Source organism: Xanthomonas nasturtii (assembly GCF_001660815.1).
GTDB lineage: Bacteria > Pseudomonadota > Gammaproteobacteria > Xanthomonadales > Xanthomonadaceae > Xanthomonas > Xanthomonas nasturtii.
Genome location: NZ_LYMI01000067.1, coordinates 23,581 through 45,156, shown reverse-complemented (window position 1 = coordinate 45,156; position 21,576 = coordinate 23,581). Strand labels below are relative to the sequence as shown.

Annotated in this window: 16 protein-coding genes; 11 read left to right on the top strand and 5 right to left on the bottom strand. The window is 65.4% G+C overall.

The genetic code is table 11. From position 1 onward, the window contains the following. The first annotated feature begins 156 nt into the window (after positions 1–156). The 11 genes from A7D16_RS18780 (at position 157) to A7D16_RS18730 (ending at position 14,986) form a co-directional block, all read left to right on the top strand. Positions 157–2,985 (top strand): 2-oxoglutarate dehydrogenase E1 component, encoded by a 2,829-nt coding sequence (locus tag A7D16_RS18780; RefSeq protein ID WP_064634757.1) that lies wholly within the window; start codon positions 157–159, stop codon positions 2,983–2,985. Between the two features lie 42 nt (positions 2,986–3,027). After that, positions 3,028–4,242 carry a dihydrolipoyllysine-residue succinyltransferase gene (gene sucB, locus A7D16_RS18775; RefSeq protein WP_064634756.1) on the top strand — a complete coding sequence of 405 codons (1,215 nt, stop codon included), beginning with the start codon at positions 3,028–3,030 and terminating at the stop codon, positions 4,240–4,242. Positions 4,243–4,485: 243 nt separating this feature from the next. Then, positions 4,486–5,922: a dihydrolipoyl dehydrogenase gene (lpdA, locus tag A7D16_RS18770; RefSeq protein WP_064634755.1), complete on the top strand. Its 1,437-nt coding sequence runs from the start codon at positions 4,486–4,488 to the stop codon at positions 5,920–5,922. 216 nt (positions 5,923–6,138) lie between these two features. Next, a complete protein-coding gene (locus A7D16_RS18765; RefSeq protein ID WP_064634754.1) occupies positions 6,139–6,732 on the top strand; it encodes an LOG family protein in 594 nt (197 codons plus the stop codon). Positions 6,733–6,979: 247 nt separating this feature from the next. Continuing rightward, positions 6,980–7,582: an IMPACT family protein gene (locus A7D16_RS18760; protein WP_064634753.1), complete on the top strand. Its 603-nt coding sequence runs from the start codon at positions 6,980–6,982 to the stop codon at positions 7,580–7,582. Further along, positions 7,579–9,348 (top strand): ABC transporter transmembrane domain-containing protein, encoded by a 1,770-nt coding sequence (locus A7D16_RS18755; protein ID WP_064634752.1) that lies wholly within the window; start codon positions 7,579–7,581, stop codon positions 9,346–9,348. Before A7D16_RS18760 ends, A7D16_RS18755 begins: the two co-directional genes overlap by 4 nt. 108 nt (positions 9,349–9,456) lie before the next feature. Then, positions 9,457–10,356, top strand: a complete 900-nt coding sequence (locus A7D16_RS18750) for a hydrogen peroxide-inducible genes activator (RefSeq protein ID WP_064634751.1) — start codon at positions 9,457–9,459, stop codon at positions 10,354–10,356. 88 nt (positions 10,357–10,444) lie between these two features. After that, the gene (locus A7D16_RS18745; protein ID WP_064634750.1) at positions 10,445–12,133 is read left to right on the top strand and encodes an ABC transporter transmembrane domain-containing protein; all 1,689 of its coding nucleotides are present in this window, start codon (positions 10,445–10,447) and stop codon (positions 12,131–12,133) included. Next, on the top strand, positions 12,117–13,202 hold the full coding sequence (locus A7D16_RS18740) for an efflux RND transporter periplasmic adaptor subunit (protein WP_064634749.1): 1,086 nt from the start codon (positions 12,117–12,119) through the stop codon (positions 13,200–13,202). The genes A7D16_RS18745 and A7D16_RS18740 overlap by 17 nt, the downstream gene beginning before the upstream one ends. Beyond that, complete coding sequence (locus A7D16_RS18735; protein WP_064634748.1) at positions 13,199–14,602, top strand: TolC family protein; 1,404 nt, start codon at positions 13,199–13,201, stop codon at positions 14,600–14,602. Before A7D16_RS18740 ends, A7D16_RS18735 begins: the two co-directional genes overlap by 4 nt. 189 nt (positions 14,603–14,791) lie before the next feature. After that, entirely contained in the window at positions 14,792–14,986 is a 195-nt protein-coding gene (locus A7D16_RS18730) for a hypothetical protein (protein ID WP_064634747.1), read from the top strand. Positions 14,987–15,246: 260 nt separating this feature from the next. Here A7D16_RS18730 and A7D16_RS18725 read toward each other — a convergent pair whose 3' ends face one another. The 5 genes from A7D16_RS18725 to grpE form a co-directional block, all read right to left on the bottom strand. Next, a complete protein-coding gene (locus A7D16_RS18725) occupies positions 15,247–16,374 on the bottom strand; it encodes a prephenate dehydrogenase (protein ID WP_064634746.1) in 1,128 nt (375 codons plus the stop codon). Beyond that, a complete protein-coding gene (pdxY, locus tag A7D16_RS18720) occupies positions 16,371–17,279 on the bottom strand; it encodes a pyridoxal kinase (RefSeq protein ID WP_064634745.1) in 909 nt (302 codons plus the stop codon). The genes A7D16_RS18725 and pdxY overlap by 4 nt, the downstream gene beginning before the upstream one ends. Positions 17,280–17,674: 395 nt before the next feature. Beyond that, entirely contained in the window at positions 17,675–18,805 is a 1,131-nt protein-coding gene (dnaJ, locus tag A7D16_RS18715) for a molecular chaperone DnaJ (RefSeq protein WP_064634744.1), read from the bottom strand. A gap of 160 nt (positions 18,806–18,965) precedes the next feature. Next, positions 18,966–20,891 carry a molecular chaperone DnaK gene (dnaK, locus tag A7D16_RS18710; RefSeq protein WP_064634743.1) on the bottom strand — a complete coding sequence of 642 codons (1,926 nt, stop codon included), beginning with the start codon at positions 20,889–20,891 and terminating at the stop codon, positions 18,966–18,968. A 141-nt stretch (positions 20,892–21,032) separates the two neighbouring features. After that, positions 21,033–21,551 carry a nucleotide exchange factor GrpE gene (gene grpE / locus A7D16_RS18705; RefSeq protein ID WP_064634742.1) on the bottom strand — a complete coding sequence of 173 codons (519 nt, stop codon included), beginning with the start codon at positions 21,549–21,551 and terminating at the stop codon, positions 21,033–21,035. Positions 21,552–21,576: the final 25 nt, after the last annotated feature.

The following is a 21,576-nucleotide window of genomic DNA, read 5'->3' as shown; positions in this document are numbered from 1 at the left end:
GGCCGAACGCAATTGGTCTACCCCGCCGGTCAGCTTGCAGACGCCCCCTGACTAGCGCAAGGGGGTATAATTTTTCGAGATTTGATACCGACCGATAGGGCATCTCGCCCTGCCGCTTCCGCACAATCATCCCCACAGCAGACCCGACTTACCATCGTGGATAATCTCCTAAAGCAGTTCGCGCAGTCATCGCAGCTCGCCGGCGGCAACGCCGCCTATATCGAGGATCTGTACGAGCAGTACCTCGTCGCCCCGGACAGTGTCGATCCGAAGTGGAAGAGCTACTTCGATGGCTTCGAAGGTCGCGGTGCCGGTGATGTACCGCACTCGGCAGCCATTGCCCACATTCTCACTGCCTCCAGGCAAGCAGCCCACGCCGGAACCGGTGCGGGCGCCAGCGACGAGCGCGAGCGCAATGTCGGCCGCCTGATCACCGCCTACCGCGCGCGTGGCCACCTTGGCGCGCAGCTCGACCCGCTGGGCTTGACCCCGCCGGTCAACCCGCCCGATCTGGACCTGCCGTTCCACAGCCTCTCGCAGGCGGATCTGGAAAGCGAGTTCAGCACCGGCGGTGTCGGCGGCCAGCCGCGGATGAAGCTGAAGGATCTGCTGGCCCGCCTGAAGGCGACCTACGCCAGCAGCATCGGCGCAGAGTTCATGCATATCCAGGAATTCGACCAGCGCCAGTGGATCTACAAGCGCCTGGAAGATGCCGGCGGCAAGATCGCAGGCGATGCGGCCAGCCGCAAGCGCACCCTGGAACGGCTCACCGCCGCCGAAGGCCTGGAGCGCTACCTGCACACCAAGTATGTCGGCCAGAAGCGCTTCTCGCTGGAAGGCGGCGATGCCTTGATTCCGATGATGGACGCGATCATCCACCAGTCCGGCAAGGACCAGGTCAAGGACATCGTGATCGGCATGGCCCACCGCGGCCGCCTCAACGTGTTGGTCAACACGCTGGGCAAGAACCCGCGCAAGCTGTTCGACGAATTCGAAGGCAAGTTCGAGCACGCCCACGACGACCGCGCGCACACCGGCGACGTCAAGTACCACATGGGCTTCTCGGCCGATATCGCCGTGGGCGACAGCAACCAGGTGCATCTGGCGCTGGCGTTCAACCCCTCGCACCTTGAAATCGTCGACCCGGTCGTGGTTGGCAGCGTGCGCTCGCGCCAGGAGCGCTTCGGCGATGCCGAACGCAAGACCGTGTTGCCGATCCTGATCCATGGCGACGCGGCATTCGCCGGCCAGGGCGTGGTGATGGAGCTGTTCCAGATGTCGCAGGCACGTGGCTTTGCCGTTGGCGGCACCGTGCACATCGTCATCAACAACCAGATCGGCTTCACCACCAGCACCCGCGACGACGCCCGCTCCACGCTGTACTGCACCGACGTGGCCAAGATGATTGGCGCGCCGGTCTTCCACGTGAATGGCGACGACCCGGACGCGGTGATGTTCGTGTCCACGCTGGCCTATGAATTCCGCCAGCAGTTCAAGAAGGACGTGGTCATCGACCTGGTCTGCTACCGCCGTTGGGGCCATAACGAAGCCGACGAACCGGCAGCGACCCAGCCGGTGATGTACCAGACCATCCGCAAGCACAAGACCACCCGCGAGCTCTACGCCGCCAAGCTGGAAAGCGACGGCGTGCTGAGCGCCGACGAGGCCAAGGCGCTGGTGGACGGCTACCGCAACAAGCTGGATTCGGGCGAGTACACCACCGAATTGGCCAAGCGCAAGCCGGACGAATTCGCCATCGACTGGTCCAAGTATCTGGTCGGCACCGCTGCCGATCCGGTGGACACGCGCGTCAAGCGCGAACAGCTGGATCGTCTGGCCAAGCTGATCACCACCATTCCCGAAGGCGTCGAGCTGCACGCCCGCGTCGCCAAGATCTACGACGACCGCGTCAAGATGGCCGCCGGCGATCAGCTGGGCGACTGGGGCTTTGCCGAAAATCTGGCCTACGCCACGCTGCTGGCCGAAGGCCACAAGCTGCGTCTGGTCGGCCAGGACGCCGGTCGCGGCACGTTCTTCCACCGTCACGCGATCCTGCATGACCAGAAGACCGACAACTACTACCTGCCGCTGCGCCAGCTGGTCGAAAACCCGGAAGACGCCACCATTATCGATTCTCTGCTCAGCGAAGAAGCGGTGATGGGTTTCGAGTACGGCTATTCCACCACCGACCCGAATGCGCTGTGCATCTGGGAAGCGCAGTTCGGCGACTTCGCCAACGGCGCGCAGGTGGTGATCGACCAGTTCATCGCTGCCGGTGAAGCCAAGTGGGGCCGCATCGCGGGCCTGTCGCTGTTCCTGCCGCATGGTTACGAAGGGCAAGGCCCGGAGCACAGCTCCGCACGCCTGGAGCGCTTCCTGCAGTTGTGCGCGCTGGAAAACATGCTGGTGTGCGTGCCGACCACCCCGGCGCAGTGCTTCCACATGATCCGCCGCCAGATGCGCATGACCACCCGCAAGCCGCTGGTGGTGATGACGCCAAAGTCGTTGCTGCGCCACAAGCTGGCGGTGTCGAGCCTGGAAGAACTGGCCGAAGGCGAGTTCCAGCATCTGATTCCCGACGCCAAGGCCGATGCCGGCAAGGTCAAGCGCGTGGTGCTGTGCTCGGGCAAGGTCTATTACGACCTGCTCGAAGACCAGACCAAGCGCGGCCAGGACGATGTCGCCATCGTGCGTATCGAGCAGCTGTATCCGTTCCCGCGTGCGCGGCTGGCCGCCGAGCTCAAGGCCTATGCCAACGCTACCGATGTGGTGTGGTGCCAGGAAGAGCCGCAGAACCAGGGTGCGTGGTACCAGATCCGCCACCACCTGAACTTCTGCCTGGCCAGCGGCCAGAGCCTGCATTACGCCGGCCGTGCCCGTTCGCCCTCGCCTGCCGCCGGCCACATGGCCGACCACATCGTCGAACAGCAGAAGCTGGTTGCCGATGCGCTGCTCAATCCGTTCAACGACCAAGTCGCTGAATAACTCCTCTTCCCCTAAGAACGCACACACTAGGACGCTCCCCGAATGGCCACCGAAGTCAAAGTTCCGGTACTGCCCGAATCCGTTTCCGACGCCACCATCGCCAGCTGGCACAAGAAGGCCGGTGAAGCGGTCAAGCGCGACGAGAATCTGGTCGACCTGGAAACCGACAAGGTCGTGTTGGAAGTTCCTTCGCCGGTCGACGGCGTGTTGAAGGAAATCAAGTTCGAAGCCGGCAGCACGGTCACCAGCAACCAGATTCTGGCGATCATCGAAGAAGGCGCCGTGGCCGCTGCGGCGCCGGCTGCAGAGAAGAAGGCCGACGCACCGGCCGCTGCTGTGCCAGCGCCTGCTGCTGCGCCGGCACCGGCTGCTGCCGCGGCACCTGCACCTGCGTCCAAGTCCGCCGCAGATTCGCTGCCGCCGGGTGCGCGTTTCTCCGCGATCACCCAGGGCGTGGATCCGTCGCAGGTCGAAGGTACCGGCCGTCGCGGCGCGGTGACCAAGGAAGACATCGTCAACTTTGCGAAGGCCGGCGGCGTGGGCAAGGCCTCCGGCGCCCGTCCAGAAGAGCGCGTGGCGATGACCCGCGTGCGCAAGACCATCGCCAAGCGTCTGATGGAGTCGAAGAACTCCACCGCAATGCTGACCACCTTCAACGAGGTCAACCTCGCCAAGGTGTCGGCCGCACGCAAGGAGCTGCAGGACGAATTCCAGAAGGCGCACGGCATCAAGCTCGGTTTCATGAGCTTCTTCGTCAAGGCCGCCGCCAACGCGCTGCAGCGCTTCCCGCTGGTCAACGCCTCGATCGACGGCGACGACATCATCTATCACGGCTACAGCGACATCTCGATTGCGGTGTCGACCGAAAAGGGCCTGGTCACGCCGGTGCTGCGTAACGTGGAGCGCCAGTCGTTTGCAGAAGTCGAACAAGGCATCGCCGATTACGCCGCCAAGGCGCGCGCCGGCAAGCTGGGCCTGGACGATCTGCAGGGCGGCACCTTCACCATCACCAATGGCGGCACCTTCGGCTCGCTGCTGTCCACCCCGATCATCAACCCGCCGCAAAGCGCCATCCTGGGCATGCACGCGATCAAGGAACGTCCGATCGCCGAGAACGGCCAGGTCGTGATCGCGCCGATGATGTATCTGGCGCTGTCCTACGACCACCGCATCATCGACGGCAAGGACTCGGTGCAGTTCCTGGTGGACATCAAGAATCAGCTGGAAAACCCGGGCCGCATGCTGTTCGGCCTGTAAGCCTCAAAGCCGCTCTCCCGACGGGAGAGGGGTTTGGGGGCGCCAGGCAACTGCGTCCGACTCGACAATGAAGAACGAGCCGCAGCGAGCCACAGAGGCGAACGATCGGCTGTTCACTAACCCCATTTCGCAGTGGCTCGCTTCACATCGGGAATACCGGGCAGGCGACCACAGCGCACCCTCATCCGGCGCTACGCGCCACCTTCTCCCGACAAGAGAAGGGAAAGGCAAAGGACTCTAGAAATGGCTGAAAACTACGACGTCGTCGTCATCGGTGCCGGTCCGGCCGGTTATCACGCCGCCATCCGCGCGGCCCAGTTGGGCATGAAGGTCGCCTGCATCGACGCGGCACTGGGCAAGGACGGCAAGCCCGCCCTGGGCGGTACCTGCCTGCGCGTGGGCTGCATCCCGTCCAAGGCGCTGCTGGATTCCTCGCGCCAGTTCTGGAACATGGGCCACCTGTTCGGCGACCACGGCATCAGCTTCAACGACGCCAAGATGGACGTGCCCACCATGATCGGCCGCAAGGACAAGATCGTGAAGCAGTTCACCGGCGGCATCGCGATGCTGTTCAAGGCCAACAAGATCACCCCGTACTACGGCTTCGGCCAGCTGCTGCCGGGCAACATCGTCAAGGTCGCCCAGCACGAAGGCGGCGAGATCGAGCTCAAGGGCACCAATGTGATCCTGGCGCCGGGCTCGGAGTCCATCGAACTGCCGTTCGCCAAGTTCGAAGGCGACACCATCGTCGACAACGTCGGCGGCCTGGACTTCACCGCCGTGCCCAAGCGCATGGCGGTGATCGGCGCCGGCGTGATCGGCCTGGAACTGGGCAGCGTGTGGAAGCGTCTGGGCGCCGAGGTCACCATCCTCGAAGCGCTGCCGGACTTCCTGGCGCTGGCCGATGCAGAAGTCGCCAAGACTGCCTTGAAGGAATTCAGGAAGCAGGGCCTGGACATCAAGCTCGGCGCCAAGGTCAGCAAGACCGAGATCACCGGCAGCGGCGATGCCAAGCAGGTGGTTGTCAGCTACACCGACGCAGCCGGCGAGCAGACCCTGACCGTGGACAAGTTGCTGGTGGCCGTGGGCCGCAGGGCGGCAACCAAGAACCTGCTGGCCGAAGGCACCGGCGTCAAGCTCAACGAGCGTGGCCAGATCGAAGTGGACGGGCATTGCCACACCGGCGTCGATGGTGTGTGGGCGGTCGGCGACTGCGTGCGCGGCCCGATGCTGGCGCACAAGGGCTTCGAGGAAGGCATCGCGGTGGCCGAACTGATTGCCGGGCTGCCGGGTCACGTCAATTTCGACACCATCCCGTGGGTCATCTACACCGAGCCGGAGATTGCCTGGGTCGGCAAGACCGAGCAGCAGCTCAAGGCCGAAGGCGTCGCCTACAAGGCCGGCAGCTTCCCGTTCGCGGCGATCGGCCGTGCGGTGGCCATGGGCGAGCCGGCCGGCTTCGTCAAGGTGATTGCCGATGCCGAAACCGACCGCGTGCTGGGTATGCACCTGGTGGGCGTGGGCGTCTCCGAGCTGGTGCACGAAGGTGTGCTGACCATGGAATTCAACGGCTCGGCCGACGATCTGGCCCGCATCTGCCACGCGCATCCGACGCTGTCCGAAGCAATCCACGATGCCGCGATGGCGGTGAGCAAGCGCGCGATTCATAAGGCTAACTAACCGGGATTGGTGGATGCGGGAGTGGGGATTCGCAACTGCGGCTCTCCGTCCCAGCCCTCTCCGGCAATGACATGGCGCCGGGTGAAAACCCGGCGTTATGTTTTTCAAGCCAGGCAAGAACTCAAACAAATCAGCGCGCCCCCTGCCGATGGCATCACCTGCAATCAACAGCGCTGCCTCGCTTTTACCAATCCCCACTCCCGACTCCCGAATCCCATGAAAAGCATCTGCGTCTACTGCGGCTCCAATGCCGGCAACAAACCCGCCTATGTCGAGCGCGCCACGGTGCTGGGTCAGCGCATTGCACAACAAGGCCTGCGGCTGGTCTATGGCGGAGGCAATGTGGGCTTGATGGGCACCGTGGCCAATGCGGTGCTGGCAGCCGGTGGCGAAGTGACCGGGGTGATTCCGCAGCAGCTGGCCGATTGGGAAGTGGCGCACCGCGGGCTGACCACGCTGGAAATCGTCGGTTCCATGCATGAGCGCAAGATGCGCATGTTCGAGCTGTCCGATGCCTTCGTCGCCCTGCCCGGCGGCTTCGGCACCATGGAAGAGATCTTCGAAATGCTGACCTGGCGCCAGCTCGGCATCGGCAACAAGCCCTGCGCGTTCCTGGATATCGAAGGGTTCTACGCACCGCTGATCGGCATGATCGATCGCATGGTGGAAGAGCGCTTCCTGCATCCGGACCAGCGCGCCGACCTGTGGTACGGCGCCGATATGGAGCAGATGCTCGAATGGATGCAGCACTACACCCCGGCGCAGGCCTCCAAGTGGATCGACGAAAAGCGCCGCTCCACCCTGGTGTAAACGTCAGCCGGCAAGCTTCTGGTGTGCGCTGCCAGCCGGTGGCAGTGCGACAGCGCGCGGATGCAAGCCCTGCGCGCGTCACCGCAGCGGCATGCGCACACGCGGTGCCGGCCAGCACCCCCGCGTGTCGCAGTGCCACTGCAGAACCACCACAGCACCAGCACCAGCACCCAACATCGCACCGATCTGCGAGCTTGTAACCGCAATCACGACGGCTGCGGCAATCGGCGTCACTGCCTCGCATAGAATGGCGGCGATGCTCGATACCCTCGCCGCTGACGCGCACCACAGCCTGGACATCAAGCACAGTCGCTTTCTGGCCCGCGCTGCCGCACTGGACGCTCCCGCACATGCGCTGGAGATCGTGCAGCGCGTGGCGGTGCCGGATGCCACGCATAACTGCTGGGCTTACCGGTTCGGGCAGGACTACCGCTCCAGCGACGATGGCGAGCCGAGCGGCACGGCTGGCCGGCCGATTTTGGCGGCGATCGACGGCCAGGACTTCGATCGGGTGGTGGTCGTGGTCACGCGCTGGTATGGCGGCATCAAGCTCGGTGCCGGCGGACTGGTGCGCGCCTACGGCGGGACCGCGGCCGAGTGCCTGCGGCTGGCGAGGCGACAGCCATTGGTGGCGTTGTCGCAGGTCCAGCTGCAGTGCCGGTTCGACGATCTGGGCCTGGTGCACGCCGCGCTGACGGCCTTTCATGCCGAAAAACTGGACGAACAGTTCGACGCCACCGGTGCCGCATTGTGGGTGCAACTGCCTGCAGATCAGCTCGCCGGCTTGAAAAGCCGCCTGTGCGACGCCACTCGCAATCGTGTCCATCTCTCAACCCCGGAAGCCGCATGACCCAGCCAGCCGCTGCACGTCCCAACCCGTTGCGGAAGCTGGGCAGCCTGCGCACCTTGTGGCCATTCGTGCAACGCCAGCGCGGCCTGTTCGCCGCCTGGCTGATCGCGCTGGCGATTTCCTCGGCCGCCACATTGAGCCTGCCCGCCGCGGTCAAGCGGATGATCGACCACGGATTTTCCGGCGGTTCGCAGATCAACCAGGCGTTTGCGTTGCTGTTCGCCGTGGCGGTGGTGCTGGCATTGGCCACTGCGGCGCGTTTCTATTTCGTCGCGCTGCTGGGCGAAAAAGTGGTCGCCGACCTGCGCGGCCGGTTGTACGCGCACCTGATCGGGCTGGACGCCGGGTTTCATGACCGCAGCCGCAGCGGCGAGCTGGTGTCGCGCCTGTCGGCCGACAGCGAACTGCTGCGCGGGGTGGTCGGCACCACCATGTCGGTGGCCTTGCGCAGCTCGGTCACCGTGATCGGCAGCGTGGTGATGCTGTTCGTCACCAGCCCGCGCCTGGCCGGCTTCACCTTGATCGGCATCCCGCTGGCGGTGCTGCCGATCGTGCTCGGCGCACGCCGCCTGCAGAAGATTTCGCGCGCAAGCCAGGACCGCGTGGCCGACGCCAACACGCTGGCAGCCGAAACCCTGGGCGCGGTGCGCACCGTGCAGGCGCATGCGCGCGAGCGTTACGAAAGCCAACGTTTCAGTACCGCGCTGTTTGCCGCCATCGACACTGCAAAAGTGCGCATCCGCACCCAGGCCACCGTGACTGCGGTTGCGATCATGCTGATCTTCGGCGCGATCGTCGCGGTGTTGTGGCTGGGCGCGCACGATGTGATCGCTGGCCGCATGACGCCCGGCACGCTGGGCCAGTTCGTGTTGTACGCGCTGATCGGCGGCGGCTCGGTCGGCGCGCTGGCCGAAGTCTGGAACGAGTTGCAACGTGCCGCCGGCGGCATGGGGCGGGTGGGCGAATTGCTCGATGAGCAGCCGGCCATCGTGGCGCCTGCCGCCCCGCAGGTCTTGCCGCAGCCGCTGCGCGGCGCGATCCATTTCGACCAGGTGGTATTCCATTATCCACAGCGCCCGGACGCACCGGCGCTGGATGGCTTCGACCTGCATGTCAGCCCCGGCGAGACCGTGGCGCTGGTCGGTCCGTCCGGTGCCGGCAAGAGCACGGTGCTGTCGATGCTGCTGCGCTTCCACGACCCGGTCAGCGGCAAGCTGCGCATCGACGACATCGACCTGCGCGACACCGACCCGGTACTGCTGCGCGAACGCATTGCGCTGGTGCCGCAGCAGCCCACGCTGTTCGCCGCCAGCGCCGCCGACAACATTCGCTATGGCCGCCTGCAGGCCAGCGACGCCGAAGTGGAAGCGGCCGCCGCCGCGGCCGAAGCCGATGTCTTCATCCGTGCCCTGCCCCAGGGCTATGCCAGCGAACTGGGCGAGCGCGGCACGCGCCTGTCCGGTGGCCAACAGCAACGCGTGGCGATTGCGCGGGCGCTGCTCAAGGATGCGCCGCTCCTGCTGCTGGACGAAGCCACCAGCGCACTCGACGCACAGAGCGAACGCGCGGTGCAGCAGGCGCTGGACCTGCTGATGGAAGGCCGCACCACCCTGGTCATCGCGCATCGCCTGGCCACCGTGCTCAAGGCCGACCGCATCGTGGTGATGGATGCCGGACGCATCGTCGCGCAGGGCACCCACGCGCAGTTGATCGCCGAAGGCGGGCTGTATGCGGAGCTCGCGCGGCTGCAGTTCATTGACCAATGAGGGTCACCTGACGCTGCGCCGCCAGTGCTGGCACCCGCAGCGCCCTTCCTGTCTCACCGGCCACGCCGGCCGTGCGCTCCCACGCAATCCGACGTAACGATGTGACCCATGCCCCGCCCCAAGACCACGCTTCGCCAGCTGAGCTATTTCGTCGCGCTGGCCGACACCGGCAGCTTCACCCGCGCGGCCGAGCAGATGGGCGTCTCGCAGCCCTCGTTGTCGCAACAGATCCGCGCCTTGGAAGCCATCATCGGCGCGCCGCTGTTCGAACGCGGCGCACAGGCGATCGCGACCCCGCTGGGTCGCGACCTGCTCGACCGCGCCCGTAGCATCCTGCTCGATGTCACCGATCTGGAAGAAGTGCGCGCCACCGCCGCCGATACCTTGATCGGCACCATCCGGCTCGGCGTCTCGCCCACGCTCGGCGCCTATCTGATGCCCAGCCTGGTTGCACGCCTGCATCGCGAACATCCGGCCCTGCGCGTGCATGTGCGCGAAGGACTGCCCACTGCGCTTGCCGCCGGCCTCGGCAGCGGCGTGCACGATCTGATTCTTGCGCAACTGCCGGTGGCCGGCCGCGGCCTGCATAGCGAGCGGCTGTTCCGCGAACCGCTGCACGTGACCATGGCCGCCGACCACCCGCTGCGTACCAAGGCCTGCATCACCCCGGCCGATCTGCGCGGCGCCAATCTGTTGACCTTGATGCCGGAATACCGATTGGCAGAACAGGTCGCTGCGATCGCCATGGATGTCGGCGCGCATGTACTGCGCGATTACGAAGGCACCAGCCTGGATGCGATCCGTCAGATGGCCGGCATGGGCATGGGCCTTGCATTGCTCCCGGACCTGTACGTACGCCAGGAAATCCGCGAAGGCGACGACGTGGTGGTTCGGCCGATCAAAGGCGGGCGCTACTATAGGGAGATCGGTTTGCTCTGGCGGCAGGGTGCCGGTCGCGCGCCAGCCTTCGGTTTGATCGCCAATCTGCTGCGTGCGGTGGCCGCATAGGAAAATCCTATGCGGTGAATAAGCGCCGCAGCCTTGTTCAAGGCCGGCAACTCGTCAATGCTTTACTGAACTCATCAACGGATATCGAATGGCGGCCAAGCGGATCGGATGGCGGGAAGCGGCAAGCTGGCTGGCGGAAATCGTCGGGCCAGACATGCCGTATGTGCGTCTTGCCATGGTGTACGGCGTTGCGATCAGCTTGCTGTCGCTGGCCACGCCCATCTCGGTGCAGTTGCTGATCAACAGCGTCACCAACACCGCCCTGCCCGCCCCGCTGTGGACGCTGTCGGGCCTGTTGCTGGGGTTGCTGCTGCTGATGACCTGCCTGAGCGCCATGCGAGTGTGGATGATGGCGTTGTTCGAGCGTCGCCTGTTCGCGCGGGTGGTGGCCGAGATTACCGTGCGTGCGGTGCACGCACAGAACCCGTTCTTCGCCGACCAGAACCGTGGCGACGTGTTCAACCGCTACTTCGATCTGGTGGTGGTGCAGAAAGCCGTGCCCAGCCTGGCGGTTGGCGCTTTCACCATCGTGCTGCAATCGGCGGTGGGCCTGATCGTCACCAGCTTCTACCACCCGTTTTTCCTGGGCTTCAACGCGTTGCTGCTGCTCATCATCTTTTCAATCTGGATGATCTGGTCGCGCGGCTCGATCCGCAGCGCGGTCGAGCTGAGCCACGCCAAGCACAATGCCGCACACTGGCTGGAAAGCGTCGGCGGCTCCAACGGCTTCTACAAATCCAGCCGCCACCTCAATTTCGCGATGGACCGCTCCGAGGCGGTGACCGCCGCCTACGTTGCACAGCATCGGCGTCATTTCCGCTACACCTTCACCCAGACCGTGGCGTTCCTGCTGACCTATGCGGTGGCCAGCGCGGCGCTGCTGGCGCTGGGCGGCAGCCTGATCCTGCGCGGCGAATTGTCGATCGGCCAGCTGGTGGCGGCCGAGCTGATCCTGAGTGCGGTGTTCTACGGCATTTCGCAACTGGGCGGCTACATGGACGCGTTCTACGATCTGGTGGCAAGTTCGGAAGAACTGTCGCTGCTGTTCGCGATCCCGCAGGAGCGCGCCGTGGTGGCGCCGGGAAAGACGCCCGGCAACAGCGCGGTGCGGCTGGATGGCGTGGTGATCGAAGGGGCGCGGTTCGATTTCGCGCTGGCCGCCGGCGAGCAGCTGGTAACGCTGGCCGACGGCGGCGCCGAGCGCTTGCTGGCGATGGTGCTCAAGCGGCACGTGGTGCCCGAGCGCGGGCTGGTGATGGTGGGCGGCGCCGACATGGCCACCTTCGACATGTACCTGCTGCGTTCGGAAGTGACTGTGCTCGATCGCCCGACCATCGTGGAGGTGACCATTCGCGAATACCTGGCGATGGCCTCGGCCGATGTGACGTCCGAAGCGATGCTCGAAGCCATCGACACGGTGGGGCTGCGCGCGCGCATCGCCGCGCTGCCGCAGGGCCTGGACACCCGGCTTGCTGCTTCCGGCTTCCCGCTGTGGATCGGCGAGGTGATGGCGCTGAAGCTGGCCAACGCGCTGCTGGTGCGCCCGCGCGTGCTGATGTTGTCGCAGCTGTACGACCTGTTGCCCGCCGAGCGCCTGACCCGGGTGCTGCGCCACTTGAAGGAGGCCGGAACCACGGTCCTGCTGTGCACCGGCCGGCCGGAGGACATCACCCTGGATGGCTGGTTCCGGTTGGAGCCCGAGCGCCAGCAACGTTACGCCACCCGCGCCGAACTGATCGCATCCACCCAGGAGGCAGACAATGCAGCACGCCCCTGACCGGATCGCGCACTTCCCTACCCTGGCGTCCATGCGGCCGCCCAGCATCGCCAACGTGCTGGCGTGGATGCTGCTGATCGGCGTCGCCATCGCTGCGTCCATCCTGGCGTTCGCCCCCTGGGTGCAGACTGCCAGTGGCAAGGGCCAGGTGGTCTCACTCGATCCCGGCGATCGCCAGCAACAAGTCACCGCCTTCGTGCCCGGCCGGGTCGAGCGCTGGTACGTGCACGATGGCCAGCTTGTGTCCAAGGGCGACCCAATCGCCCGCGTTGGCGATCTGGACCCGGATCTGCTCGCCCGCCTGGCCAGCGAGCGCGCGCAGGTGGCGGCGGAGATTACCGCCATCCAGCAGTCACGCGCAGTTGCCAGCATCGATGTGGCGCGCAGCAGGCAGCTGCTTGCCGAAGGCCTGGCCGGCCGCCGCGACTTTGAACTCACCCAGATCAAGGTCGCCGAAGCCGATGCCAAGCTGGCCGAATCGCGCGCCAAGCTGACCCGTATCGACATCCAGTTGAACCGCCAGTCCGCACAGCTGGTGCGCGCACCGCGCGACGGCCGCGTGCAGCAACTCAACGCCGCCAGCGGCAGCGCCATGGTCTCGCCAGGCACGGTGCTGGCGGTGATCGCGCCGGAGCGGGTGGAACGCGCAGTGGAGCTATACATCGACGGCCGCGATGTGCCGCTGATCCGTGCCGGCCGCCCGGTGCGGCTGGAGTTCGAAGGCTGGCCGGCGATCCAGTTCAGCGGCTGGCCCTCGGTGGCGCACGGTATGTTCGACGGCCGCGTGCGCGCCATCGACCCTAATGCTGCGCCCGATGGCCTGTTCCGCATCCTGGTCGAACCGGCGCCAGGCAAACCGGCCTGGCCGGCGCTAGAGTTCGCCCGCCAGGGCGGCAAAGTGCGCGGCTGGGTGCAGGGCGAAACGGTGAAGGTGGGCTACGAATTGTGGCGCCAGCTCAATAACTTCCCGCTGGAATTCGGCCGCCGCCCGGCCGCTGCCACGCAGGAAGACGGCAAGGCCAAGCCTGCCGCGTCCAAGTCCGAAGACGACGAGACGGGCAAGAAATGATTGGCCGTCTCGTTGTCCTGCTGATCGCACTCTGCCCCGGTGCGGCAGCTGCCCAGGCCGCGGCACTGACGCTGGATGAGGTCCTGCAGTCGTCGGCACGTTCGGCGCCACAGATCGTCGAGTCGCTGGCAAAGGTGCGCCAGGCCGAAGGCAAGAGCGTCTCGGCCGATGGTGCCTTCGACACCGTCTTCGACATCGAAGGCCGCTCGCGCGAGGCCGGCTATTACGACGGCAGCACGATCGAAACCGGTGCCAAGCGGCCGTTCGAAGAAAACGGCGGCTACTACTACGGCGGCTATCGCTCCTCGCGCGGTGCGTTTCCGGTGTACGAAGACAAGTCCTACACCGACCGCGGCGGCGAAGTGAAGGTGGGCGCGCTGTATGCGCTGTTGCGCGACCGCGTGATCGACGAACGCCGTACCAAGCGCAGCCTTGCCAGCGCCGATATCAACGTGGCCCAGTACGAGGCCGAGATGGTCGCCATCGGCGTGCAGCGCCGCGCGGTGGATGCGTACCAGAACTGGGTCGCGGCCGGGCTGAAGTTGCGTGCCTACAACGACCTGCTGCAACTGGCCGAGCAACGCCGCAACGCGATTTCGCGGCAGGTGACGCTGGGTGCACGCCCCACCATTCTGCTGACCGAAAATGACCAGAACCTGGTCCGTCGGCGCGCCCTGGTGGTGCGCTCGGAACAGGATTTCGCCAACGCCGCCAACGCCTTGTCGCTGTACCTGCGCGATGGCGCCGGCATGCCGCTGATCGTGTCCGCCGAGCGCCTGCCGGCCGACACCTCGGCGTTGGAAGGGCTAGCCGGCGCAAGCAAGATCACCGCGCCGGTGGAGCGCCCGGATTACCGCGCCGTGCTCACCCGCATCGACCAGGCCACCGCGCGCTTGATGCTGGCGCAGAACGATCTGAAGCCGCGCCTGGATGTCAGCGTGGAAGTCAGCAAGGACCTGGGCGTGCCCGGCGTGGGCGGCCCCAACCGCTCGCCGACCGATGCCATCATCGGCTTCCGCTTCAGTGTGCCGCTGGAAAATCGCGCCGCCAAGGGCCGTGTGGCCGAAGCGCGTGCCGAGATCGAAGCGCTGGACCAGCGCAGCCGTTTTCTGCGCGACCAGATTTCAGTCGAGGTCGAATCGATCGTGATCTCGCTCAACGGCGCCGAACGCCTGGCGAAGATCGCCGATGAGGAACGCGGCCTGGCGGATCGCCTGGCCGCCGCCGAACGCCGACGCTTCGAACTGGGATCGGGTGACTTTTTCCTGGTCAACCAGCGCGAGGAAACCGCCAACGATGCGCGCGTGCGCCTGATCGATGCGCAGGCGCGCATTGCATCGGCGCGTGCCGAATTGGCCGCCGCGACCGCCGACCGGGATGCGTTGCAGCTGAGCCGTTGAGGGTTGGAGCATCGGTCCTTGCCGGGCAATGAGCCATCGCCGCTACCCGCCTGACGAGCTCAGGGCTTGCATCACTGCACAACGACGCCTGGGTAACATCTGCGTGCGCATGCTCGCCCTACCGGCCCGGCGCCGGTCGTGCGATCCATCGCGATCTGCACTGCAACCCAGGATCTTTCGGAGGTGCGCATGTCTTTCCGGCAATTTCCCGCAATCGGCGCAGATGGCGAACCTTACGTCATCATCGAATTCCGCGATGAGCAGCAGCCACGTACGACCGCGCAGTCGGCGCCCCGTTACGAACTTCCCGACGGCCGCCATCTGCAGCGGCAGGGGCAGCGTTTCGTGACCGACGGCGGCGAACTCCGCCTTTCCACCCTCTGAGACGACGTTGGTCAATTTTTGACCACACACCGCACAGGCCTTGCGACGCAGGGGCTGTGCGCATTTATCCACATGCTTGTGCAAGTTTCATCCACACCCTGTGTGGATGAAATGGCCAACTCAGGTGGGAACTGCCCACATCAGGTGCGGACTACGTGATGCAGGGGACGTCTGCTCGCAGACGCGTGTAGCACCAGGTCACCAGGTGCGCGTATGCCGCCGATGCCGAACGCGCCACGTCAAAGCACGCACTCGCATCGCTAATCAACGCGGTCGCAACGCTCCAGCACCCGCCCGATACCACTGCGATCGATCTCGCCAGCGGCCTGGGCCAGCGCAGCGCGATCGCTGCCCGGTTCGAAACCGATACGGAAATGCAGCTCGCCTACGGGTGTGCGCGATGAGTGGATCGACGACAGGTTCACGCCGTGCCGCTCGAACACATGCAGCAACGCACGCAGCGAACCGGGTTGGTCTTCCGGTAGATACACACTGAGGGTCAGCGGCTCGGTGAGATCGGCCAGCAGATAGCCGACGCGCTCATAGGTGTAATTGCCTGCTGCAAGCGCGTCATGCTGCAAGGCCTGCGCGTTGTCATGCAGAAATTGGCTGCGGAATTGCGCACGCGCCGCATCGTCGCCTTGCGCCACCAATGCGCGCAGCTGCTGCAATTGCAGCAACAGCCGGTCGAGCATTTCGCCGACATACGGGTTACCGAACTGGATGTCTTCGTAGATCGACGGGTTGAGCGAGAGAATGCGCGCAATGACCGCCGTATCCAGCTCGAACGAGGCCGAGCGATACGGCATCAATGCCTGCAACTGCCCCAGTAGCGGCGCGTAATCGCGCAAGGTGCCGGCCTGCGCCAGATGCGTGGCATGCACCATGGCCTGCACCAGCGCCATCACCCGGTCGTGGTGCTCGGGCGTGGCGTACACGCACTCGGCTTGCAGCGCGCTGCACAGGCTCTGCACCCATGCCGACCAGTGCTGCAACCGCGCTTCGCAGACCACCATGACACGCCCTTTCAAGGTTGGCGATTTGGGCGGTGCGGTCATCGGATGCAGGCCGACCACTTCCGCCTGCGACGCCAGCATCGCGGCGACCGGCGCCTGCTTGATCGAGGTGACATCCAGCCACAGCTGCGACGCAGCGCGCGCGCCGGCCAGCTGCACATACCGCTCGATCAACGCGGCGGTCTGGCGAATCGGCGCAGAAAACACCAACACGTCCGCACGCTGCGCCAGCGTGACTTCGTCCATGCTGCCATTATCGGCCGGATCGAAACCGATCACCTCCAGCTGCATGCGTGAGCGCAGGAACTGCGCCAACCAGCGCCCGTATGCGCCGGCGATGCCGACGATGCCGACCACCGGCTGCGCAATCATGCCAATCGCTCGACGGCAAAACGCGGTGCAGCGACAAGCGCGGCAGGCGCCGCGGCCAGCACGTCGAACTCTTCGAAACCTGCCGCCAGGGTCGCTTCCAAGGCGCTATGCACGCCGCTGAGCGCGTGCCCCACCGCCTGATCGAACGGCACATCGCGCAGCACAAAGCCGATCAGCAAGGCCATCAACACATCGCCGGTACCGGCCACGTCCACCGGCAGATGCGGTGTCGCCCAGCGATACACCGCCTCGTTGCTGACCGCCAGGGTGACCAGCTCGCCGGCCGCGCCGGCCACGCTATGCGCAAGCACCCACTGCGGCCCACGCGCCAGCAACGCGCGTGCGGCGACGATGGCGTCGTCCTGCTGCAGGCTCGGCATGCCTGTCAAACGGCCCAGTTCGAACGCGTTGGGTGTGACCAACCAGGCATGCGGCAGCAATCGCTCGGCGAAGACGCGCTCCAGCCCGGGTTCCACATAGGGGCCGGTGTGCGTGTCGCCAATCACCGGGTCCAGGCAGTAGCGCAGCTGCGGCGTCTGCGGCAAGGTCTGCTCCAGCCAATCGGCGAAGGCTTCGCCGTTGGCCAGGCTGCCGAAATAACCAGACACCAGCATGCGCGCACGCTGCGGCAGGCCGCGCTCGCTCGCGCCCAGCAACAGATCGGCCAGCCAGTCGGCCGGCAGGATGCGCCCGCGCAGGGTCGCGTAAAACGGCGCATTGCTCAGCAGGGTGGTCGGGACTTCCGCCACACGCAGCCCCAGCGCGCGCAGCGGCGGCATCGCCGCGCTATTGCCGGCATGGCCATAGACCAACTGCGATTGCACCGAGATCACATCGATTGGCGAAGGACCATCCGGGCGCTGGCGGCGACCGTGGACGAGGTGGCTATCGGTTGCATCGCTCATGGAAGGTGCCGTCGTGAGAACAGGACGTCATTATCCGCCGCAAAGCGTTAGCGCGTGGCGTGTCTGCAGTGAGGCGAGGTTGAGTATTGCGCGCTGCGCTGGATGCGATCTTTCGAACGATGCTGACATTCAGGTGGATCGGCTTCACAAGTCTGCGCTGGAGGATCCAGCGCTGTGCGCTGTCCGCGTAACCTGCGTTTTCTGGAGACTGCAACGGTGCCGCTTGCAGGCGGGCGTTGGTTGGCGATAGGTGCGCCGTACCCTCCCCGCATCCGCCCTTCGGGCACCTTCTCCCGAGCGGAGAAGGGTTTTGTTCTGCTGGCACCTCTCGCGGGACTGCTTCCGCGAGTAAGTGCGCTCAGGTCGATCGCTTTTCCAGCACAAGCAGACGCCGCTTACGAGGTCATGCGGTCCCAGAAACCCTTGACGCCATCGATGAAGGTGGCCGACTTGGGCGAATGCTTGCGCGCATCCTCACCGGTGAAGGTTGACTCGAATTGCTGCAGCAACTCGCGTTGATCGGCGGTCAGGTTCACCGGCGTTTCCACCACCACACGGCAGTACAGATCGCCTTCGCTGCGGCTGCGCACCGAGCGCACGCCCTTGCCGCGCAGACGGAACAGCTTGCCGGTCTGGGTTTCGGCCGGAATGCGGATTTCCGCCTCCCCACCCAGCGTCGCCACACGCACGGTGTCGCCGAGCGCCGCCTGCGAAATACGGATCGGCACTTCGCAATGCAGATCGTCGCCGTCGCGCTGGAAGATCGTATGCTCGCGCACGCGCACTTCCACGTACAGATCGCCTGGCGGCGTGCCGGCCGGGCCGGCCTCGCCCTCGCCTGCAAGACGAATCCGGTCGCCGCTATCCACGCCGGCCGGCACCTTGATCGACAGCACCTTGTCTTCTTCCACGCGACCGGCGCCATGGCAGGTATTGCACGGGTTCTGAATCAGCGTGCCGCGGCCGTCGCAACGCGGGCAGCTCTGCTGCATGGCGAAGATGCCGCGCTGGATGCGGACCTGGCCGCGCCCATGGCAGGTGCCGCAGGTTTCGACCTTGCCGTCTTCCGATCCGCTGCCATGGCAGGGTTCGCATTCGATCAGGGTCGGAATCTCGATGCGTCGCTCGATGCCGGCGACGGCTTCTTCCAGATCCAGTTCCAGTACGTAACCGACGTCTGCGCCACGTCGCGCAGCGCGCGGACCGGCGGCGCCACCGCCGAAAATATTGCCGAAGATATCGCCAAAGATATCTCCCATGTCCGGGCCACCCGGCCCACCACCGCCACCGCCCATGCCGTGCTCGAACGCAGCATGGCCATGCGCATCGTAGGCGCGTCGCTTGTTGCCGTCCGACAACACTTCATAGGCTTGCTTGCACTCCTTGAACACCGCCTCGGCAGCAGCGTCGCCCGGATTGCGGTCCGGGTGGTGCTTCATCGCACAGCGCCGATATGCCTTCTTCAGCTCCTCGTCGCTGGCGCCACGGGCCACGCCCAGCACTTCGTAGTAATCGCGTTTGCTCATAAGCGGGGATTCGAGATTCGTGATTTGAGATTCGTTGAAACGCGAAAGCGGACAGCGTGCGCTGGTCCGCCTCGGCGACGCGACGCGTAGAGGATCTCGGGGTGGGGACTCACCCGCACGGCGGCGTGCGAATCACCACTCCCGACTCCCAAATCACGGCTTACTTCTTGTCGTCCTTGACCTCGGTGAACTCGGCGTCCACCACATCGTCGGCGGCCTTGGAGGCCTGCGCATTGCCGCTGGCCGCATCGGCGTTGCCGCCCTGCTCTGCCGCGGCGGCCGCTGCGTACAGCGACTGGCCGGCTTCTTCCAGCGTCTTGCTGCGCGCTTCGATCTGCGCCTTGTCGTCGCCCTTCATGGCGGTTTCCAGATCGGCCAGCGCCGCTTCCACCTTGCCGATCACATCGCCGCCGACCTTGCTGCCATGCTCGGTGATCGCGGTGCGGGTGGCGTGGATCAGGCCATCGGCCTGGTTGCGGGTCTGCACCAGCTCCTGGAACTTCTTGTCTTCTTCGCGGTTGGCTTCCGCGTCGGCGACCATGCGCTGGATCTCTTCATCCGACAGACCCGAACCGGCCTTGATCTCGACCTTCTGTTCCTTGTTGGTCTTCTTGTCCTTGGCCGACACATGCAGGATGCCGTTGGCGTCGATGTCGAAGGACACCTCCACCTGCGGCATGCCGCGCGGCGCCGGCTCGATGCCGGACAGGTCGAACTTGGCCAGCGACTTGTTGAAGCGGGCCTGCTCGCGCTCACCCTGCAACACGTGCACGGTCACGGCCGACTGGTTGTCTTCGGCGGTGGAGAAGGTCTGCGAAGCCTTGGTCGGGATGGTGGTGTTCTTTTCGATGATCTTGGTGAACACCCCGCCCATGGTTTCGATGCCCAGCGACAGCGGGGTCACGTCCAGCAGCAGCACGTCCTTGACGTCGCCGGCCAGCACGCCGCCCTGGATCGCCGCGCCCACGGCCACGGCTTCGTCCGGGTTGACGTCCTTGCGCGGTTCCTTGCCGAAGAAATCGGCAACCGCCTGCTGCACCTTCGGCATGCGGGTCTGACCGCCGACCAGAATCACTTCGTTGACGTCGCTGGCACGCAGGCCGGCGTCGTTCAACGCGGTGCGGCACGGCTCGATCGACTTCTTGACCAGGTCTTCCACCAGCGCTTCGAGCTTGGCACGGGTCAACTTGATGTTGAGGTGCTTCGGGCCCGAGGCATCGGCAGTGACGTACGGCAGGTTCACTTCGGTCTGCTGGCTGGTCGACAGCTCGATCTTGGCGCGCTCGGCGGCGTCCTTCAGGCGCTGCAGCGCCAACGGATCCTTGCGCAGATCGATGCCCTGATCCTTGTTGAACTCGTCCACCAGGTATTCGATGACGCGGTTGTCGAAGTCTTCGCCGCCCAGGAAGGTGTCGCCGTTGGTGGCCAGCACTTCGAACTGCTTCTCGCCATCGACTTCGGCAATTTCAATGATCGAGACGTCGAAGGTGCCGCCGCCCAGGTCGTACACGGCAATCTTGCGGTCGCCGCCGTTCTTGTCCAGGCCATAGGCCAGGGCTGCCGCGGTCGGCTCGTTGATGATGCGCTTGACGTCCAGACCGGCGATGCGGCCGGCGTCCTTGGTGGCCTGACGCTGGCTGTCGTTGAAGTACGCCGGCACGGTGATCACCGCTTCGGTGACCTTCTCGCCGAGGAAGTCTTCGGCGGTCTTCTTCATCTTCTCCAGCACGCGCGCGGAGATTTCCTGCGGCGCCATGCGCTTGCCATCGCTGGTCTGCACCCAGGCATCGCCGTTGTCGTGCGCCAGGATGCCGTACGGCACGTGCGAGATGTCCTTCTGCACTTCGGCGTCGGTGAACTTGCGGCCGATCAGGCGCTTCACCGCGTAGAAGGTGTTCTTCGGGTTGGTCACCGCCTGGCGCTTGGCCGAGGCACCGACCAGCACTTCGCCATCCTTGGTGTAGGCGACGATCGAAGGCGTGGTGCGGTCGCCCTCGGAGTTTTCGATGACGCGGGCCTTGCCGCCGTCCATGATCGACACGCACGAGTTCGTGGTGCCGAGGTCAATACCAATGATCTTGCCCATGGATACGCTCCTGATGATTCTGTAGCTGTGTCCGGCGACGCCGGGTCTGGCTGAGATGTGGGGGTGGTGCGCAGGTGTTCAAGCCACCGGCGCACATCTGTGTTTCACGCCTGCGCCTGGCAGTTCAGCCGGCGCTGCGATTCAGTCGTGCTTGGCCACGACCACCAGGGCCGGGCGCAGCAGGCGCTCGTTGAGCAGGTAGCCCTTCTGGAACACCTGCACCACGTGGCCCGGTGCGATGCCCTCGGCCTCGCCCTGGCTGATCGCCTGGTGCTGGTCCGGGTTGAACGGCTGGCCGACCGGGTCGAGCAGGGTCAGGCCGTTATCGGCCGCGACCTTGAGCAACTGCTTGTAGGTCATGTCCAGGCCATCGCGCAGCGGGCTGGGCTCGGTGCCGGCGGCACTCAGGCCGGCGTCCAGGCTGTCGAACACCGGCAGCAGCTCGCCCAGCAACTTCTCGTTGGCGAACTTACGCGCGTTCTCGACATCGCGGGCGATGCGCTTGCGCTGGTTTTCCAGGTCGGCGCGCTCGCGCAGGGCGTCGGCCTTGACCAACGCGATCTCGCTGCGCAGCGATTCGATCTCGGCCTTGAGCGGATCGGTCTCGGGTGGGTTCTGGGACAGGTCTTCGGAGTCGAATTCGGGGTGGTCTTGGTTCATGTGCAGTTCCCGGGCAAGCGGAACG

Coding starts and splice junctions, on each gene's coding strand:
- sucB (WP_064634756.1), top strand. CDS start 3,028: ATGGCCACCGAAGTCAAAGTTCCGGTACTGCCCGAATCCGTTTCCGAC.
- lpdA (WP_064634755.1), top strand. CDS start 4,486: ATGGCTGAAAACTACGACGTCGTCGTCATCGGTGCCGGTCCGGCCGGT.
- A7D16_RS18765 (WP_064634754.1), top strand. CDS start 6,139: ATGAAAAGCATCTGCGTCTACTGCGGCTCCAATGCCGGCAACAAACCC.
- A7D16_RS18760 (WP_064634753.1), top strand. CDS start 6,980: ATGGCGGCGATGCTCGATACCCTCGCCGCTGACGCGCACCACAGCCTG.
- A7D16_RS18755 (WP_064634752.1), top strand. CDS start 7,579: ATGACCCAGCCAGCCGCTGCACGTCCCAACCCGTTGCGGAAGCTGGGC.
- A7D16_RS18750 (WP_064634751.1), top strand. CDS start 9,457: ATGCCCCGCCCCAAGACCACGCTTCGCCAGCTGAGCTATTTCGTCGCG.
- A7D16_RS18745 (WP_064634750.1), top strand. CDS start 10,445: ATGGCGGCCAAGCGGATCGGATGGCGGGAAGCGGCAAGCTGGCTGGCG.
- A7D16_RS18740 (WP_064634749.1), top strand. CDS start 12,117: ATGCAGCACGCCCCTGACCGGATCGCGCACTTCCCTACCCTGGCGTCC.
- A7D16_RS18735 (WP_064634748.1), top strand. CDS start 13,199: ATGATTGGCCGTCTCGTTGTCCTGCTGATCGCACTCTGCCCCGGTGCG.
- A7D16_RS18730 (WP_064634747.1), top strand. CDS start 14,792: ATGTCTTTCCGGCAATTTCCCGCAATCGGCGCAGATGGCGAACCTTAC.
- A7D16_RS18725 (WP_064634746.1), bottom strand. CDS start 16,374: ATGATTGCGCAGCCGGTGGTCGGCATCGTCGGCATCGCCGGCGCATAC.
- pdxY (WP_064634745.1), bottom strand. CDS start 17,279: ATGAGCGATGCAACCGATAGCCACCTCGTCCACGGTCGCCGCCAGCGC.
- dnaJ (WP_064634744.1), bottom strand. CDS start 18,805: ATGAGCAAACGCGATTACTACGAAGTGCTGGGCGTGGCCCGTGGCGCC.
- dnaK (WP_064634743.1), bottom strand. CDS start 20,891: ATGGGCAAGATCATTGGTATTGACCTCGGCACCACGAACTCGTGCGTG.
- grpE (WP_064634742.1), bottom strand. CDS start 21,551: ATGAACCAAGACCACCCCGAATTCGACTCCGAAGACCTGTCCCAGAAC.